The organism is Paraplanobispora siamensis (genome assembly GCF_016863175.1).
Classification (GTDB): domain Bacteria; phylum Actinomycetota; class Actinomycetes; order Streptosporangiales; family Streptosporangiaceae; genus Planobispora; species Planobispora siamensis.
In genome coordinates this window covers 71,397-89,326 of sequence record NZ_BOOJ01000043.1, presented here as the reverse complement: position 1 = coordinate 89,326, position 17,930 = coordinate 71,397, and the positions used below count along the sequence as shown (strand labels likewise).

The window sequence follows — 17,930 nt, the reverse complement described above, 5'->3', positions numbered from 1 at the left end:
AGTTCGTACGGAGAGTCATCAGGAGATCACGCATGAGCCGGTCAGGTCAGTCCCACATCCTCGCGATCGGCGGCGGCTCGTTCCGCCCGTCGGCCCGTTACGGGTTCATCGAGGCCAGCGCCCTGCTGCGCTACGGTCTCGACCTGACCGGCCAGGACCGCCCGCGACTGGGGCTGCTGGCCACCGCGACGGGTGACGACTCGGAGTGGCTGCTGAAGATGTACGGGGCGTTCCGCGACTGGGACGTCGAGGTCAGCCACCTGACCGTTTTCCCGATGCCCAACGTGGAGGACCCGCGCGAGTGGGTCCTGAGCCAGGACATGATCTACGTCAGCGGCGGCAGCGTGGCCAACCTCGTGGCGCTGTGGCGGCTGCACGGCCTGGACGACGTCTTCGAGGAGGCCTGGCGGGCGGGTGTGGTGCTGGCCGGGCAGAGCGCGGGCGCGCTGTGCTGGCACGTGGGCGGCAACACCGACTCCTTCGGGCCGAGGCTGCAGCCGTGGGCGGAGGGCCTGGCCATGCTGCCCTACTCCTGCGGCGTGCACTACGACTCCGACCCCCAGCGCCGCGAGCTGCTGCACGCCTCGGTGGCCTCGGGCGAGCTTCCCCCGGGCTACGCCGCCGACGAGGGCGTCGCCCTGCACTACGTGGGCACCGACTTCATCCAGGCCGTCAGCGTGAGCCCCGGCGGCTACGCCTACAGGGTCGAGCACGACGGGGCCGGCGGGGTCAAGGAGTTCCGCATCGAGCCCAGGCTTCTCATGTCGTGACGGCGAGCGGGTCAACTAGTCTTTGTCCGTGAGCGAGCTGGCGATCGTCCGACTTGGCGTCGATGTCCCCTATGAGCAGGCGTGGGACCTCCAGCGGCAGATCCACGCCCGGAGGGCGGCCGGAGAGGCGCCCGACACCTGCCTGATGCTCGAGCACGCCCCGGTCTACACCGCCGGCAGACGTACGGCCGCGCACGAGCGGCCCTCCGACGGCACCCCGGTCATCGACGTCGACCGGGGTGGCCGGATCACCTGGCACGGCCCCGGCCAGCTCGTCGGCTATCCCATCATCCGGCTGGGCGAGCGGCTGGACGTCGTCGCCTACGTCCGGCTGCTGGAGGAGGTCCTCATCCAGGTCTGCTCCGACTTCGGGGTGCAGGCGCGCCGGGTCGAGGGCCTCAGCGGGGTGTGGGCGCCGGGCGACGCCTCCCACGGCCTGCCCGACCGGCAGGTGGGCGCGATCGGCATCCGCGTCACCCGGGGCGTCACCATGCACGGTTACTCCCTCAACTGCGTCAACGACCCGAGCTGGTACAACCGGATCGACCCCTGCGGGATCAGCGGCGCCGGGGTCTCCTCGCTGTCGGCCGAGACCGGCCGCCGGATCGTGGTCGACGACGTCATGCCCTACGCCGAGAAGCGCCTGGCCGAGGCGCTCGGCATGCAGGCCTACGACCTGCCGGAGGAGGACCTCTTCCGGCGCTGACCCGGGGCGTGCCGAGGCTCGGCGGAGACGTAGGATAATCCGGTGACCCCCTGGCGATCCCAGGTTCCGCAAAGCGTAGGGTGATACACGTGAGCGAGCGCAGCGAGCGAACCGACCGGCACCACAACACCCTGGTCGTGCGACCGGCGAAGGAGGAAGCATGACCGTTTCCCCGGACGGCCGCAAGCTCCTCCGCCTGGAGGTTCGCAACGCCGAGACCCCCATCGAGAAGAAGCCCGAGTGGATCAAGACCCGGTTCCGCACCGGCCCCAACCACACCGAGCTGCGGGCGCTGGTCAAGCGCGAGGGTCTGCACACCGTCTGCCAGGAGGCCGGCTGCCCCAACATCTCCGAGTGCTGGGAGGACCGCGAGGCGACCTTCCTCATCGGCGGAGACCAGTGCACCCGGCGCTGTGACTTCTGCCAGATCGACACCGGCAAGCCCAAGGAGTACGACACCGACGAGCCGCGCCGCGTGGCCGAGTCGGTCCGCCAGATGGGCCTCAACTACGCCACGGTGACCGGCGTCGCCCGTGACGACCTGCCCGACGGCGGCGCGTGGCTGTACGCCGAGACCGCCCGGCAGATCCACGCCCTGCTGCCCGGCTGCGGCGTCGAACTGCTGGTCCCCGACTTCAACGGCGACGACGCGCAGCTGGAGGAGGTCTTCTCCGCCCGGCCCGAGGTGTTCGCGCACAACATCGAGACCGTGCCGCGGATCTTCAAGCGCATCCGCCCGGCCTTCCGTTACGAGCGCTCCCTGGAAGTGATCACCAAGGCCCGCCGGGCCGGGCTGGTGACCAAGTCCAACCTGATCCTGGGCATGGGCGAGGAGCCGGAGGAGGTCGTCCAGGCCATGCGCGACCTGCACGAGGCCGGGTGCGACCTGCTGACCGTCACGCAGTACCTCCGGCCCACCCCGCGCCACCACCCGGTGACGCGCTGGGTCAAGCCCGAGGAGTTCGTGCAGTTCCAGAAGGACGCCGAGGCGATCGGCTTCGCCGGGGTCATGTCCGGCCCGCTGGTCCGCTCCTCCTACCGGGCCGGCCGCCTGTACAAGCAGGCCATCGAGGCCCGCCAGCACGCCTAGGCGCCGCCGGACCGAACGCCGCCGGACGTCGCCGGACGAGGAGGGCCCCGCGCACCCGCGCGGGGCCCTTTCCCGTTCACCCGGGCCGGCGGCCCGGCCCCACCTGTAACGATCGGGTCCCGGCGCCTACCGGATGCTCGGTATGCCGGGTGAGACTGACGCCGTGGACATCGAAGAACTGATCGCGAAGCTCGATCTGCGTGCCAAGGTGCGCCTGCTGACCGGGGCGGACACCTGGTCCCTGCCGGCGATGCCGGAGATCGGGCTCGATCGGCTGGTGATGAGCGACGGCCCGATCGGCGTGCGCGGCGAGCAGTGGACCTCCGCCGACCCCTCGATCGCCCTGCCCAGCCCCACCGCGCTCGCGGCGACCTGGGACCTCGGGCTGGTCCGCCGGGCCGGGCGGCTGCTCGCCCAGGAGGCCCGGCGCAAGGGTGTGCACGTGCTGCTGGCCCCGACCGTCAACCTGCACCGCAGCCCGCTGGGCGGACGCCACTTCGAGTGCTTCTCCGAGGACCCGTACCTGACCGGTGAGATCGGCGCCGCCTACGTCGAGGGCGTGCAGGAGGGCGGCGTGGCCACCACGCCCAAGCACTTCGTGGCCAACGACTTCGAGACCGAGCGGTTCACGGTGAGCGTGAAGGTGAGCGACAGGGCGCTGCGCGAGGTCTATCTGGCGCCGTTCGAGCGGGTGGTGCGGGCCGGCGCCTGGGGCGTCATGGCGGCCTACAACGCGGTCAACGGGATCACGATGACCGAGCACCGCGCCCTGCAGCGGGACCTGCTGAAGGGCGAGTGGGGCTTCGACGGCTTCGTCGTCTCCGACTGGACCGCCGCCCGCTCCACCGAGGCCACCGCCGAGGGCGGCCTCGACGTCGCCATGCCCGGCCCGTCCGGCCCCTGGGGCGAGAGGCTGGAGGCCGCCGTCCGCGAGGGCCGCGTCCCCGAGGAGATCGTCGACGACCAGGTCCGCCGCGTCCTGCGCCTGGCCCACCGCGTCGGCGCCCTGAAACCCCTCGACGCCGGTACGGCGGGCGGCGTCGCGGGCGTCTCCGGCGCCGGCCGTACGGCGATCGACGGGGCGGCGCTCGCCAGGGAGGCGGCCGGGCGCTCGTTCACGTTGCTGCGCAACGAGGGTGGGCTGCTCCCGCTCGAAGGGATCCGCAGTGTGGCCCTGATCGGGTCGGCGGCCGGGGAGGCCAGGATCATGGGCGGGGGCAGCGCCCGGGTGTTCCCCGACCGGATCGTCTCGCCGCTGGACGGCCTGCGGGCCCGGGAGGGCGTCGAGGTCCGGTACGCCCTCGGCACCGATCCCCGGGTACGGCTCGCGCCGCTGGCCGGACCGGCCCGCGTGCTGTTCCTGGACCCGGCGGGAGAGGTCCTGGCCGAGCACCCCCTGGCCTCCGCCGAGGTGCGCTGGCTCGGCGGCCTCCCCGCGGACGTGGACGGCGACCGCCTGGCCGCCGTGGAGATCCGCCTCCGCCACACCCCCGTCGCCGGCGGCGCGCACGAGTTCTCTGTCGCGGGCGCCGGGGCGTACACCCTTGCGGTCGACGGGGCCGCGGTCCTCGACGAGATCCTCGTCCCCGACAGCGACGATCCCGGCGCCGCCTTCCTGTCCCCTCCGGAGCGGCGGATCGCGGTCACCCTCACCGAGGGCGTCCCGGTCGAGCTGAGCCTGCGGCACCCGACCGGGACGGTCGGCGGCATGGCCTTCGTGGCGTTCACCCTGGGCCACGCCGCCCCCTCCCCCGGCGACGACGCGCTCATCGCCGAGGCCGTACGCGCCGCGGCGAGCGCCGATGTGGCCGTCGTGGTCGCCTCGACCACGCCGGAGGTCGAGAGCGAGGGCTTCGACCGCACCGGCCTGGCGCTGCCCGGACGCCAGGACGAGCTGATCGCGAAGGTCGCCGGGGCGAATCCGCGCACGATCGTGGTGGTCAACGCCGGGTCCCCGGTGGAGATGCCGTGGCTGGAGCGGGTCCCGGCGGTCCTGCTGACCTGGTTCCCCGGCCAGGAGGCCGGCAACGCGCTGGCCGACGTGCTGTTCGGCGACGTGGAGCCGGGCGGCCGGCTGCCCACCACCTGGCCCGTGGCCCAGGCCGACGTGCCCGTGCTGGACGTGACCCCGGTGGACGGGGAGGTCTCCTACGACGAGGGCGTCTTCATCGGCTACCGCGCCTGGGAGCGCGCGGGGCGCGAGCCCGCCTTCTGGTTCGGGCACGGCCTGGGGTACACCACCTGGTCCTACGGCACCATCACCGCGACGGCCAGGACGGTGAGCGTGGCGGTGACCAACACCGGCCGCCGACCGGGCCGGGAGGTGGTGCAGTTCTATCTCTCGCCCGTGGAGCGCGACGCCGGACGGCCCGCCCGCTGGCTGGCCGGCTTCGACGTCGTCGACGCCGAACCGGGCCAGACGGTGATCACGACGGTCACCCTGCCCGAGCGCGCCTTCCAGGTGTGGACGGAGGGGGGCTGGAGGACCGTCTCCGGCGACTACACGGTCGAGGCGGGCCGCAGCGTCGCCGACCGGCCGCTCGGCGTCGTCGTGTCCGTCTGAGCCCCGCCGTGCCCCGCGCTCACGGAAGCCCGCCGGAGTCCCGTCGCGCCTCCGCGGGCGGGATCGGGGCGCTCCGGCGGAGGTCACGTTTTCATTTCTTGACTCCGGGATTTGTATCCTTCATACATGGCGAAGAAGCCGGAAAACCCGGAGAGCATGGGGCGCATCAAGCAGCTCCGCATGATCGCGAAGATCATCAAGCAGGCCAACCCGAAGGGCATGCCGATCGTCTACGCCTCGGCGCTCGGCACACTGGTGCTGTTCGTCGTGCTGGGCCTGGTCACGGGCTGGTGGCCGCTGTACATCATGGGTGTCATGCTGGCTCTCACCGTCGGCCTGGTGGTCTTCGGTCAGCTCGCCCAGAAGGCGCAGTACTCCATGCTGCAGGGCCAGCCGGGTGCCGCCGCCGCGGTCCTCCAGGGCATGCGGGGCAACTGGGAGGTCACTCCGGCCGTCGCCGTCAACCGGGACCAGGACATCGTGCACCGCGTGGTCGGCTACCCGGGGATCATCCTGGTCTCCGAGGGTCCGGGCAGCCGGGTGCAGAAGATGCTCGTCGCCGAGAAGAAGCGGGTCCAGCGGATCGCGCTCGACGTGCCGGTCTACGACGTCCAGGCCGGTGACGGCGAGGGCCAGATCCCGATCGGCAAGCTCCAGCGGCACCTGATGAAGCTGCCCCGCAACCTCAAGAAGCCGGCCGTCTACGAGGTCAACAACCGGCTCAAGGCGCTCCCCCAGACGCTGCCGATGCCCAAGGGCCCGCTGCCGCGCGGGGCCAAGATGCCCCGTCCGAAGATGCGCTGATGTCGCCGGAGGGGGTCGGCCGTCACAAGGTCGGCGCCACGGCGACCTCGCGGGCCAACCGCGGCTGGTGGGACGGCGCCGCCGACGAGTACCAGGCCGAGCACGGCGGGTTCCTGCGCGACTCCGGCTTCGTCTGGTGCCCCGAGGGGCTCGACGAGGCCGACGCCCGCCTGCTGGGCGACGTCGAGGGCAGGGACCTCCTGGAGATCGGCTGCGGCGCGGGCCAGTGCGGGCGGTGGCTGGCCGGCCGGGGCGCCCGGGTGGCCGCCTTCGACCTGTCCTTCCGTCAGCTCCAGCACTCGCGCCGGATCGACCTCGACCTCGGCACGCCGCTCCCGGTGGTGCAGGCCGACGCCGAGTCCCTGCCCTTCGCCGACGGCTCGTTCGACCTGGCCTGCTCGGCGTACGGCGCGCTGCCGTTCGTCGCCGATCCGGCGGCCGTGTTCGCCGAGACCCGCCGGGTCCTGCGGCCCGGCGGCCGTTTCGTCTTCTCCGTCAGCCACCCGGTCCGCTGGGCCTTCCCCGACGATCCGGGGCCCCGCGGGCTGACCTCCGACCGCTCCTACTTCGACCGCGCGCCGTACGTGGAGTTCGACTCCGAGGGGCGGCCGAGCTACGTCGAGCACCACCGCACGATGGCCGACTGGGTGGGGCACATCGTGGCGTCGGGACTGGTCCTGACCGCGCTGACCGAACCGGAGTGGCCCGAGGGGCACGACCGGGTGTGGGGAGGCTGGAGCCCGCTGCGCGGCCGTCACCTGCCCGGTACCGCGATCTTCACCTGCGAACGGCCCGCCTGAGATCCGCGGGCCGGGGCCTCACATGCGCACGACCACGGTGTTGGCCGCCCGGTCGTGCAGGCCGCGCTGGTCGCGGTCCCAGATGAGCGCGGGCACGGCCAGGCACAGCAGCAGGCCGCGCAGTACGGCCGGCAGGAAGCCGGGGTTGCCCCCGTCGAGGGCGGCGACCCGGATGCGCAGCAGGCGCATGCCGAAGGTCATCCCCATGGTCCCCACCAGCAGGATGTTCACCACTCCGAAGACCACCAGGGGAACCCATCCCTGCTCGGCGGGATTGACCCGCAGCAGGCCCTGAGTGATCGCCCAGGTGCAGATCAGCCAGTCGATCAGCAGTGCGCCGATCCTGCGGCCGAACCGGGCCACCGCGCCGCTGCCCTCCTCGGGCAGTCCGAGCCGCTGTCCCGGGTAGCCCAGGTCGACTCCGGCCGACCTGACGCCGCCGAGCCAGGTCTGGGTCCAACGGGGCTGCTGCCTGCTGCTCATATCCCCACCGTATCCGCCCGGGGGGCCGCCCTCTAACCCGCCCGAACCCGTTACCGGGATGAGGCGAAAGCCGTACATCATATGCAGCAGCAGTCCCTTTTATCGCTTTCGTTGCGGAGCACCCCCCAGTGTCAGATAACGACCTCGACGAACGTTTCAAAGCTCTCGTGGAGCAGATCGACCGGCAGGAACGCCGGAAGATGAAGAAGGCGGCCCAGCGGGAATGGGCTCATCTGCCCCGCTACAGGCGCCGCCGCAGGTGGCGGATCACCGCGGCGGTGGCGGCCGTGGCGGTCGCGGGCGCCGGGGCGTTCGTCGCCTGGCGCCCGGAGATCCTGGGACAGGCCGGTACGGCCCTGACCTCCGCCCTGGCCGACGCCGCACCCGACGCCCGGCCCACCGGCGTCGACCGCGCCTCCGGGCCGGTCCCCGAGGAGACGACGCCCGTCGAGACGGAGCCGGTCGCCGTTTCCCCCTTCGAGGGATCCCCGGCGATGGAGTACGCCGACGGGGAGAAGGGCCTGACGATGCCGCGGCCCAAGGCGACGGGCGGGCTGAGCGAGAAGGAGGTCGCCACCGTGCTGGGCCGCACCAAGGCCCTGCTCAAGGCCACCCACCTCGACCGGCGCGTCCTGCTCAAGTCCGGGTTCAAGCCCTTCGCCAGGCTTCTGGAGCCCTCCGACCGGGTGTGGTTCCTGAAGAACCTCGACCCGAAGAAGACGAAGAAGAACAAGAAGGACTACTACAGCAGCCGCTACATGCTGACCAGCTTCGCCCCCAAGACCACCGAGCTCGTCACCGACGTGATCAAGGTGCACGGCAAGACCGCCTTCTCCCCCTCCCGCGAGAACGGGCGTTCGGGCGTCCGGATCAAGGTGAACTATCTGTTCGTCTACGCCGTCCGGCGGCCGGGGCAGCCGGAGACCGCCATGCGGGTCGTCGCCCACAGCAAGGGTGAGCTCTTCGCCTACCGCGAGAACGGCAGGCCGGCGATCCGGCTCAGGCAGTGGAACAACGGTGGCGTCTCGGGGGTCCGCTGCGACATCGACGACGGCTTCGTGCGCCCGTTCTACGACGACTCTCCCCCGGACGAGGAAGTGGTCAAGGCGACCGGCGCCCCGGTCGATCCGTACGACTTGGAGAAGAAGGAGACCGAGGGCTGCCAGCTGACGACCGGGACGTGAGGCCCGGCCGGAACGTGAAACCCGGGCAAAAGAAGAGTTTCCCCCCGTCCCACCCGGCTAGGGGGAGCTACCGTGGGATGCTCCCCCTTAACACGAGTGAAACAAACGAGACACGGGGCGGTAACGGCACAGGCCTACTTTCGGTCCGATAGCCCGTGCCCCTTGGGAGGTTCGCGTGTTCAACTCCGCCGACGGCGTCCTGAATTTCATCAAGGACGAAGGAGTTCAGTTCGTCGATGTCAGGTTCACCGACCTGCCCGGCACGACGCACCACTTCACCTTCCCCGCCGAGAACTTCGGCGCGAGCGTCTTCACCGACGGACTGATGTTCGACGGCTCCTCGATCCGCGGCTTCCAGGCCATCCACGAGTCGGACATGCTGCTGCTGCCCGACCCGTCCACGGCGGTGCTGGACCCCTTCCGCGAGCACAAGACGCTCAACCTCAACTTCTTCGTGCACGACCCGCTGACGGGTGAGGCCTACACCCGCGACCCCCGCAACGTGGCCCGCAAGGCCGAGGAGTACCTGCGGGGCACCGGCATCGCCGACACCGTCTACTTCGGCCCCGAGGCCGAGTTCTACATCTTCGACGACGTACGGTTCCAGACCAGCGCCCACGAGAGCTACTACCACATCGACTCCATCGAGGGCGCCTGGAACACCGGCAAGGCCCAGGAGGGCGGCAACCTCGGCTACAAGCCGCGCTACAAGGGCGGCTACTTCCCCGTCCCGCCGATGGACCACTTCACCGACCTGCGCTCGGAGATGGTCCGCCGGCTCATCGAGGCGGGCATCGAGGTCGAGATGCAGCACCACGAGGTGGGCACCGCCGGCCAGGCCGAGATCGACTTCAAGTTCGGCACGCTGCTGAAGACCGCCGACAACCTGATGCTGTACAAGTACATCATCAAGAGCACGGCCCTGGAGTACGGCCACACGGTCACCTTCATGCCCAAGCCGATCTTCGGTGACAACGGCTCCGGCATGCACTGCCACCAGTCGCTGTGGAAGGACGGCTCGCCGCTGTTCTACGACGAGGTCGGCTACGCGGGCCTGTCCGACACCGCCCGCTACTACATCGGCGGCCTGCTCAAGCACGCCCCGTCGCTGCTGGCCTTCACCAACCCGACGGTCAACTCCTACCACCGCCTGGTCCCCGGCTACGAGGCCCCGGTCAACCTGGTCTACTCCCAGCGCAACCGCTCGGCCTGCATCCGCATCCCGATCACGGGCTCCAACCCCAAGGCCAAGCGCATCGAGTTCCGCGTGCCGGACCCGTCCTGCAACCCCTACTTCGCCTTCTCGGCCATGCTCATGGCCGGCATCGACGGCATCCGCAACAAGATCGAGCCGGTCGAGCCGGTCGACAAGGACCTCTACGAGCTGCCCCCGGAGGAGGCCCGCAACATCCCGCAGGTCCCCGGCTCCCTGCCCGAGGTGCTCGCCGCCCTGGAGGCCGACCACGAGTACCTGCTGGAGGGCGGCGTCTTCACCGCCGACCTGATCGAGACCTGGATCGCCTACAAGCGCGAGAACGAGGTCGACCCGATCCGCCTGCGCCCGCACCCGCACGAGTTCGAGCTGTACTACGACGTCTGACCGGTCACCGCGCGGTGAGGTGGTGCCGCAAGTCGTGGAATCGGAAGCCCGTGGAAGGTCTCGCACCTTGCCACGGGCTTTCCGTTCTGCGGACGATCGCCACGCCTCAGCGATGTGACTTCAGTGGTCTCGTCCACAACCGCACAGTGTGATCCCCTCCACCGCTGGCGAAGGTTCTGCCGTCCGGGCTGAAGGCCACCGAGAAGACACTGCCGGTGTGGCCGGTGAGGATGGCCACCGTTTCGCCGCCGGCCACGTCCCACAGTCGCACCGTGTCGTCGAGGCTGCCGGTGAGGAGGGTTCCGCCGTCCGGGCTGAAGGCCAGCGCGCTGATGGCGCCGGTGTCGTTGGTGAGGGTGGTCGAGCCTCCGCGGCCGGTCACGTCATGCAACACCACCGTGCGATCGTCGCCGCCGGTGGCGAGGATCGTGCCGTCCGGACTGAAGGCCACCTCGCGGATATGACCGCTGTAGGCGATGTGGCCGGTGATGGTGGTGAGGGCGGCAACGGCTTCGCGGTCGGTCACGTCCCACAACATCACCTTTTCACGACTGCTGGTGGCGAGGGTTCTGCCGCTGGGGGTGAAGTCCAGCGAGAGGGCCCAATCGATGTTCTCGGTGAGGGTGGTGACGGTTTTGCGGCTGGCCACGTCCCACAACCGCACCGTCTCACTGCCGCCGGTGGCGAGGGTTCTGCCGTCCGGACTGAAGGCCAGCGAGTAGACGGCGCTGGGGCGGCCGGTGAGGGTGGCAATGGTCTTGCGGGTGGCCACGTCCCACAACCGCACCGTGTCATCACCGCTGCCGCTGCCGGTGGCGAGGAGTTTGCCGTCCGGGCTGAAGGCCACCGCGTAGACGATGCTGGTGTGATCGGTGAGGGTGGCGACGGTTTTTCGGGCGGCCACGTCCCACAACCAGACCGTGCCGTCGCCACCGGCGGCGAGGAGTTCGCCATTCGGACTGAAAGCCATCGAGCGGACGCTGCCGAGGTCGTCGGCGAGCACGACGGACTCGGGTACCGGATCGGAGGCGGAGCCGGGCAGGACGGCGATCGCGGTCGGCACGCCGACCGCGGCCAAGGCCCCGAGCCCGCCCAGGAGCAGCGTGCGGCGGGACACAGATCGGCGTTGCCGTGGGTGGAGTTCAGTCACGTCCCTGGATATAGGGGACATCGCTTGTGATCCACTTGGATGCGGATGTCATCATCGACGGTCCGCGGCCGATGACGTACCGGCTTCAGCCGGCCGTAGACGCAGGCCGGCAAAGAGCCGAAGAGAGTTCGAGCTCTACTACGACGCCTGTTCCACCGAGCCGGGACCTGCCTGCGGAGTGTTGACTTTGTCGCAAGGTATGACGCACCATGATGATACAAAGCTTGCGACAAAGGGGGCGTCATGGCCCACGGATCGCCACCGGGCACCGGCCCGCTGACACCTCCGGCCGTTCCTTCGTCGATCAAGCCCCGCGGCCTGCCGGGAGCGGTCCGATCACGGGCGACGTCCCCCCGCTCGACTCCCACCGCGGACCACGGCCTTCGTCTCTCTGCGTGATCAGGCGAAGGATCCCGCGTACCCGGCAGCGCCGATTTCACAGTCGTCGGGAAAGCATCTGTTCCTTTCGAAAAGGGGTAGCGGTGCGATCAAGTCTGCGATCAGGTCTGACCTTGCTGCTCGCCGCGGTGACGGTGGCCGCCATGACGGCGGGCGCGCCCACGCCGGCCGGGGCCCGGACCGGCACGCCGGAGCCGGCGGCGACCGGAGCCGGGAGGGCGGCTCCGGTCTGGGGCGAGTGCCCGCCGGGGGAATCCGGCATCCCGCGCGACCCTCGCCAGCAGTGCGCGACTTTGCGGGTGCCGCTGGACTACCGCGCCCCGCGCGGGCGGAGCATCGAGATCGCGATCTCCCGGATCGGCACGGCGCAACCCGGGTCGCGTCGCGGGATCCTGCTGTCCAACCCGGGCGGCCCGGGTGACGGCGGCCTGGACCTGCCCAGCCGGCTGGCGGTCGTACTGCCACGCCAGGTCCTGGATCAGTACGACCTGATCGGCTTCGATCCGCGAGGGGTCGGCCACAGCACCCCGGTCACCTGCGGCCTCGATCTCGTGAGGCACTTCACGCTGCGGCTGCCCTACCCGGCGCCGGACGGCGGCATCGAGCGCAACATCGCCTTCGCCCGGGACACCGCGGCCGCATGCGCCGAGCACTCCGGCGATCTGCTCCCGTTCATCACCACGGCCAACACGGCCCGGGACATGGACCGCATCCGGGCCGCACTCGGCGAGCCGGAGCTGTCCTACTTCGGCCTCTCCTACGGCACCTATCTGGGAGCCGTCTACATCTCGATGTTCCCCGGACGCGCCGACCGGATCGTGCTGGACAGCGCCGTCGATCCGAACCTGGTGTGGCGGGACATGTTGCGGACCTGGAACGAGGCGGTCGCGGTGCGCCTGCCCGACTTCCTGGCCTTCGCAGCCGAGCGGGACGCCGTCTACCACCTCGGCACGACGCCGCAGGAGGTCGGGCGCACGTTCGACCGGCTGATCGCGGCCCTCGACCGGCAGCCCCTGCCGATCCCGGACGGCCCCCTGATCGACGGCAACGCACTGCGCGAGATCACCCGATCGGGGCTTTACTTCGACGGCTACTTCCCCCTCGTGGCCGAGACGTGGCAGGAGCTCGCGGCCACCGTCCCAGGATCCGCCGTGGACAGCGCCACCGTGGACAGCGCCACCGTGGACAGCGCCACCGTGGACAACGCCATCCTGGCGCGGCTGGACCGGCTGGACCGGCTGGACCGGCTGGGCTCTGCCGGTGGGGCCGGTGGGGCCGGTGGGACCGGTGACGGCGGTGGCACCGGGACATCGGAGGTACCGGCGGACAACCGCACCGCCGCGCTCTACGCGGTGCTCTGCGATGACGTCGCCTGGCCGCGCGGCGTGGCGGTGTACGCCAGGCAGGTCGCGGCCGACCGGCGGGCGTGGCCGGCGACGGCGGGCATGCCGTCGAATCTCTGGCCGTGCGCGGCGTGGCCCACCCGGCCGGTGGAGCCGCCGGTGAAGGTCACCGGTCACGGACCGCGCAACGTGCTGATCCTGCAGAACACCCGCGACCCCTCCACGTCCCTGGTGAGCGCACGCGGCCTGCGCGCCGCGCTCGGACGGCGGGCCGTCATGATCACGGTTGACCAGGGCGGCCACGGCGTCGTCGGGCTGGGCAGCTGCGCCGACGAGGCCATGAGCTCCTTCCTCGCCACCGGGACGCTGCCCGCGCGGGACCGCTTCTGCCCGGCCCCCTCACCGGCCGACGCCGTCGCCCGCTCCACGACCTCGCCGTACATACCTTCTACGGGACCGCTGTAGGGCCGTGCCGGAAGCGGAAAGCCCGCGGGAAGGCCCGAACCCTGCCGCGGGCTTTCCCGCAGCGGGCTTTTCCGACAGTGGGCTTTTCCGACAGTGGGCCTTCCGTGGCCGACGGGGTGGACAGGGCCGCGGTCTTCGACGATCATTCCATGGGTTGGCGAACAACCGTTCGATGGGTTCGCATCCGGACGCCGGCCCGCGTCCGGGCCGGGACACACTGGGGAGGACACCATGGGCATGATCCACATCGATCTGTTCGCGACGCTCGACCTCGTCGGTCAGGCGCCGGGTGGTCCCGAGGAGGACCCCGACGGCTTTCCGTTCGGGGGGTGGCAGGCGCCCCTGTTCGACGAGACGGTCGGCCGGCACATCGGCGCCGGGATGGAGGGCATGGACGCCCTGCTCCTGGGCCGCAGGACCTACGACATCTTCGCCGCGTACTGGCCGAACCAGGCCGACGGCGTCGACGGCGGGATCGCCACGCTGTTCAACGGCATCCCGAAGTACGTCGCCTCGCGCGGCAACCCGGACCTGAGCTGGGCGGGCTCGATGCAGCTCGGGCCCGACCTGGCGGGCGCCGTACGCGAGCTGCGTGACAAGCACCAGCACGTCCACGTGATCGGGAGCCTCAACCTGGTGCAGACCCTCCTGCGCGAGCGCCTCTTCGACCGGCTCGACCTGTGGATCTTCCCCATCACGCTCGGCGTCGGCAAGAAGGTGTTCGACGGCGGCGCGGCCCCCGCCAACCTGGTGCTCCTCGAGCCGCCCGTCACCTCACCCAAGGGCGCCGTGCTCCTGCGGTACGGCCTCGGCGAGGGGACCCCCGCCACCGGCGACATGCAGCGCGAAGACCGCGGCGTCGAGCCGAGCTGAACAGCCGGTGTCCTCGGAGTGCTGGACGTGAGCACCGCGGAAGTCCCCTCGGCGTCCCGCTCTCAGCTTCAGGACTCACCCATCCGGTCGGACCAGGCGCCTGAGTCATGAGTTCGCATGCGTCCTGAACCGCTCGTGGGCGCTCTGCTTGGAGATCCCCATCGCCTCGCCCACCTGCGCCCAGGAGGCGCCGGCCTCGCGGGCCCTGGTGACGGCCTGGTCGAGCAGGGTGCGCTGCCAGCTCTCCACCTGAGACAGCAGAGTGAGGGCGGCGAGAGGGCGTTCGGCGGCGAGCTTGACGATCCGTTCGCACAGGAGGTTCGACTTGGCCACCAGCTCGCCGGGCGGTGCGGCGGCCATCAGCGGGGCGGCGTGCCGGCTCCACCACCGGTACTCCGCCTCTTTGGCCCCTTCCGGCGTGGCCGGGAACCGGCGCCGGTCGGTCCACTCGCAGGAGCATGCGGCCTGGTAGCCGACGAAGGTCCTGGTGAAGGCTTCGGCGGAGGGGGCCGGCTCACCGGTGGGGAGCACCGGAGCGGCGAAACCCTTGTGGTCGGGGATGTCAGGGGACTCGAACGTCATAAGCGTCAGGATACCCTGACGGTTTATCGCGAGCGCAGGGAGATCGATCAGCGTCCGCTCGCGCGGGCCAGGGCCTCCTCGGCCTGTACGGCGAGGGCGTGGACGAGCCCGGCCGCGGAGGGCGCGTCGTCGATGAGGTCGACGCCCTCGCCGGCCCATACCGGGAGCGGGGGAATCCGGCCCTGCGCCACGCCGTCCCGGTAGTCCTTCCTGGCCCGGGGGTCGGCGGCGAGCTCTGTCTCCCGGCCCCGCCACCGGTCGAGGTAGGGATGGCCGAGGGTGCGGGCGGTGTACTTCGACGGCCACCGGGATCCCCGGGCGATGTCGAGCACGCTGCTGCGCTCGGTGTCCTGTCCGCGTCCCTCGATGATCGCCTCGGTGGTCGAGGGGGCGACCAGGGCCTCGGCCGTGGCCTGGAAGCGGGTGCCGACGAGCGCCCCGGCGGCCCCCAGCGCCAGGGCGGCGGCCACACCGCGGCCGTCGGCGATCCCACCGGCCGCCAGCACCGGCACCGGCGCCACGAGGTCCACCACGACCGGCACGAACGGCAGCGTCGAACGTCCGTGCCGGGCGCCGTGCCCACCGCCTTCGGTCCCCTGCGCCACGATGACGTCGGCGCCCGCGTCCACCGCGCGCCGGGCCTCCTCCAGGTCGGTGACCTGGACGATCAGCGCCGCACCCGCCCGGCGGACGCGTTCGGCGAACGGGCCGGGGTCCCCGAAGGAGAGCATCACCGCGCGGGGGTTGTACTCCAGCGCCCGCTCGACCACGGCCACGTCGACCGCCCAGGCCAGGAAGCCGATCCCCCACGGCCTGTCGGTGCCCTCGACGACGATGGGCACCTCACGGGCCAGCCAGTCGGGATCGCCGTCGCCGCTGCCCAGCAGCCCGAGCCCGCCGCCGCGGGAGACGGCCGCCGTCAGCGCGCCGCCGGCCGACCCGCCCATCGGCGCCAGGGCGATCGGGTGCCGTACGTTGAACATCTTCGTGAACGCCGTCGACAACGCCATGATCGCAATCATCCTCCGCCCTCGGCGGGCACGGTCACCCGGGCCCCTGTATCGGGGTGACAGCGTGCCGGACCCGGACGGGAGTGAGAGCGTCCTCACCACTCGCGGGCGGCGATCAGTTCCTCCCCGTCCGCGTCGGTGAAGCCGTACGCCAGCGCCACGAACCAGAAGTGATCACCGATGATCTCTCGTCCGATGGTGTCGATCATGCTGCCGGCCGCCTCGAACTCCTCCTCCAAGGCGTTGAACTCCTCCGTGGCGGGCTTGGTGAGCGCGTACAGCGCCGCCAGGTCCGCCGGCCGCTCGGCCTCGATCCGCTCGCACAGCCTCAGCAGGATCGCCCTGCCCTTGTCGACGACGTGGTCGGGGAAGTATCCGTCGTCGTACATCTCCTTGAGAAAGACGTGGTCGAGCACCTTCTGGTTCGTGAGCGGCATCGCGATCTCCCATCCTCGCCGTGGACCGACGCCCCGAATCCTGCACCGCGCCACCGACAAACACCGGGCCGCCGGTGGACACGGTCCACCGGCGGCACCCTGTCCCGGGCCGGTCGCGCTGTCAGGACCGGCAGACCGTGCCCTTGGCGGGCACCTTCCCGTCGAGCAGGTAGGCGTCGGCGGCCTTCGTCGTGCAGGCGTTGACCCCGTAGGCGCCGTGCCCCTCGCCCTCGGACGTGACCAGGACGGCGGTCTTGAGCTGCTCGGTCAGCTTCGGTCCCCACGCGTACGGCGTGGCCGGGTCACCGGTCGTGGCCACCACCACGATCGGGGCCGAACCGGTGGCGTCGACCTTCTTGGCCAGGTCGCCGCCGGCGAACGGCCACTTCGCGCAGAGGCTGCCGAGGCCGGCGCCGCCGAACATGGGGGCGATCCTCCGCGCCGCGGCCTCGGTCCTGGCCAGCTCGGCGGCGCCGGGCCGTTCGGCGCTGTCGGCGCAGCTGATGGCCGGGAAGCTGGTGAGCATGGTCGAGTAGGTGCCGTCGGCCCTGCGGCCGGTGTAGCTGTCGGCCATGTCCAGCAGCAGGCGGCCGTCGCCCTTGAGCGCCGCGCCCAGCGCCTGCTCCAGCACCGGCCAGGCCTGCCGGGCGTACAGCGCCGCCCCGATGCCGGTGGTCGCCAGCGTCTGGGTGAGCTTCCGCCCGCCGACCTTCAGCGGCTCGGCGTCCAGGCGCTTCCACAACGCGTGGACCGTCCTGTCCGCCGCCTTCCGGGTCTCGCCGAGCGCGCACTTGCCGGCGCCCTTGGCCGCGCAGTCGGCGAGGAACGCCTCGTACGAGCGCTGGAACCCCCTCATCTGGTCGAGGGTGCGCCGACGGAAGGAGAGCGTCGGGTCCAGCGGGGCGTCCAGCAGGAAGCGGCCCACCTGCTCGGAGAACATCGTGGCGTAGACCGCGCCCAGATGCGTGCCGTACGACATGCCGAAGTAGTTCAGCCTGCCCTCACCCAACGCCGTGCGCAGCCGCTCCAGGTCCTGGGCGGCGTCGACGGTGCCCACATACGGCAGGATCGCGCCGGAGCTCTTCCGGCAGGCCCGCACGAACTCCGCGGTGGCCCGCCTGAGCCGCGCCCGCTCGGCCGCGGTGTCCGGGGAACCGTCGGCGGCGTTGTACTTCTCCATCTCCTCGGCGCCGCCGCACCGGACACCGGAGCTGCGCTCCACCCCCCGCGGGTCGAAGGAGACCAGGTCGTAGCGGGCGTTCAGGGAGGTGTAGGCCGGAGCGGCCATCGGGAGGATGTCCACGCCGGAGCCGCCGGGACCGCCGAAGTTGAACACCAGCGACCCCAGCCGCCTGCCGGGGTCGGTGGCCTTGACGCGGATCAGCGCCAGATCGATGGTCCCGCCGCGGGGATCGGCGTAGTCGAGGGGGACGGCGAGCGTGCCGCACTCGGTGCCCGGGGGAAGCTGCCGCCCCTCGGCGGGCCGCATGCCGGCGCACGATCCCCAGGTGATCCATCCCTGGCCGGTGGCGCTCGGGCCGGCGCTCACCGCGGCGGCCGGGCCACCGGTGGCGACCAGGGACAGGGCCAGGGGCAGGGTCGCGGCCATCGCCGTGATCTTCACAGGACGCGCGGGCGTTCTCTTCATGATCTGAAAATCCCTGAAGGAGT

At 71.2% G+C, this 17,930-nt stretch carries 16 protein-coding genes; 10 read left to right on the top strand and 6 right to left on the bottom strand.

Annotated elements, in window-relative coordinates; genetic code table 11:
• The first annotated feature begins 32 nt into the window (after positions 1 to 32).
• From Psi01_RS25885 to Psi01_RS25860, 6 genes are all read left to right on the top strand, one after another.
• Positions 33 to 770 (top strand): Type 1 glutamine amidotransferase-like domain-containing protein, encoded by a 738-nt coding sequence (locus Psi01_RS25885; RefSeq protein ID WP_204066706.1) that lies wholly within the window; start codon positions 33 to 35, stop codon positions 768 to 770.
• A 28-nt stretch (positions 771 to 798) separates the two neighbouring features.
• The gene (lipB, locus tag Psi01_RS25880) at positions 799 to 1,476 is read left to right on the top strand and encodes a lipoyl(octanoyl) transferase LipB (RefSeq protein WP_204066705.1); all 678 of its coding nucleotides are present in this window, start codon (positions 799 to 801) and stop codon (positions 1,474 to 1,476) included.
• A 160-nt stretch (positions 1,477 to 1,636) separates the two neighbouring features.
• Complete coding sequence (gene lipA / locus Psi01_RS25875; RefSeq protein WP_204066704.1) at positions 1,637 to 2,566, top strand: lipoyl synthase; 930 nt, start codon at positions 1,637 to 1,639, stop codon at positions 2,564 to 2,566.
• Positions 2,567 to 2,699: 133 nt separating this feature from the next.
• The gene (locus Psi01_RS25870) at positions 2,700 to 5,129 is read left to right on the top strand and encodes a beta-glucosidase family protein (protein WP_239128023.1); all 2,430 of its coding nucleotides are present in this window, start codon (positions 2,700 to 2,702) and stop codon (positions 5,127 to 5,129) included.
• 126 nt (positions 5,130 to 5,255) lie between these two features.
• Positions 5,256 to 5,933, top strand: coding sequence for a DUF4191 domain-containing protein (locus tag Psi01_RS25865; RefSeq protein WP_204066702.1), 678 nt, complete (start codon positions 5,256 to 5,258; stop codon positions 5,931 to 5,933).
• The gene (locus Psi01_RS25860) at positions 5,933 to 6,733 is read left to right on the top strand and encodes a class I SAM-dependent methyltransferase (protein ID WP_204066701.1); all 801 of its coding nucleotides are present in this window, start codon (positions 5,933 to 5,935) and stop codon (positions 6,731 to 6,733) included. The genes Psi01_RS25865 and Psi01_RS25860 overlap by 1 nt, the downstream gene beginning before the upstream one ends.
• Before the next feature lie 18 nt (positions 6,734 to 6,751).
• On the opposite strand, the gene Psi01_RS25855 is transcribed toward Psi01_RS25860, so the two are convergent.
• Positions 6,752 to 7,216, bottom strand: a complete 465-nt coding sequence (locus Psi01_RS25855) for an RDD family protein (protein WP_204066700.1) — start codon at positions 7,214 to 7,216, stop codon at positions 6,752 to 6,754.
• 128 nt (positions 7,217 to 7,344) lie between these two features.
• On the opposite strand from Psi01_RS25855, the gene Psi01_RS25850 reads away from it, so the two are divergent.
• Together Psi01_RS25850 and glnA are read left to right on the top strand one after the other, a co-directional pair.
• On the top strand, positions 7,345 to 8,400 hold the full coding sequence (locus Psi01_RS25850; RefSeq protein WP_204066699.1) for a hypothetical protein: 1,056 nt from the start codon (positions 7,345 to 7,347) through the stop codon (positions 8,398 to 8,400).
• 175 nt (positions 8,401 to 8,575) lie between these two features.
• The gene (glnA, locus tag Psi01_RS25845; protein WP_204066698.1) at positions 8,576 to 10,000 is read left to right on the top strand and encodes a type I glutamate--ammonia ligase; all 1,425 of its coding nucleotides are present in this window, start codon (positions 8,576 to 8,578) and stop codon (positions 9,998 to 10,000) included.
• 106 nt (positions 10,001 to 10,106) lie between these two features.
• On the opposite strand, the gene Psi01_RS25840 is transcribed toward glnA, so the two are convergent.
• Entirely contained in the window at positions 10,107 to 11,117 is a 1,011-nt protein-coding gene (locus tag Psi01_RS25840) for a WD40 repeat domain-containing protein (protein WP_204066697.1), read from the bottom strand.
• A gap of 515 nt (positions 11,118 to 11,632) precedes the next feature.
• Between Psi01_RS25840 and Psi01_RS25835 the strand changes: the two genes are divergently transcribed.
• Both Psi01_RS25835 and Psi01_RS25830 read left to right on the top strand, forming a co-directional pair.
• A complete protein-coding gene (locus Psi01_RS25835; RefSeq protein ID WP_204066696.1) occupies positions 11,633 to 13,357 on the top strand; it encodes an alpha/beta hydrolase in 1,725 nt (574 codons plus the stop codon).
• Between the two features lie 237 nt (positions 13,358 to 13,594).
• On the top strand, positions 13,595 to 14,230 hold the full coding sequence (locus Psi01_RS25830; protein WP_239128022.1) for a dihydrofolate reductase family protein: 636 nt from the start codon (positions 13,595 to 13,597) through the stop codon (positions 14,228 to 14,230).
• A 105-nt stretch (positions 14,231 to 14,335) separates the two neighbouring features.
• Here the strand turns inward: Psi01_RS25830 and Psi01_RS25825 are convergent, their stop codons facing one another.
• The 4 genes from Psi01_RS25825 to Psi01_RS25810 form a co-directional block, all read right to left on the bottom strand.
• Positions 14,336 to 14,812: a hypothetical protein gene (locus tag Psi01_RS25825; protein WP_204066694.1), complete on the bottom strand. Its 477-nt coding sequence runs from the start codon at positions 14,810 to 14,812 to the stop codon at positions 14,336 to 14,338.
• 47 nt (positions 14,813 to 14,859) lie between these two features.
• Positions 14,860 to 15,822, bottom strand: a complete 963-nt coding sequence (locus tag Psi01_RS25820; RefSeq protein WP_204066693.1) for an NAD(P)H-dependent flavin oxidoreductase — start codon at positions 15,820 to 15,822, stop codon at positions 14,860 to 14,862.
• 95 nt (positions 15,823 to 15,917) lie between these two features.
• Positions 15,918 to 16,259 (bottom strand): DUF5713 family protein, encoded by a 342-nt coding sequence (locus Psi01_RS25815; RefSeq protein WP_204066692.1) that lies wholly within the window; start codon positions 16,257 to 16,259, stop codon positions 15,918 to 15,920.
• A 121-nt stretch (positions 16,260 to 16,380) separates the two neighbouring features.
• Positions 16,381 to 17,907 (bottom strand): alpha/beta hydrolase, encoded by a 1,527-nt coding sequence (locus Psi01_RS25810; protein ID WP_204066691.1) that lies wholly within the window; start codon positions 17,905 to 17,907, stop codon positions 16,381 to 16,383.
• Positions 17,908 to 17,930: the final 23 nt, after the last annotated feature.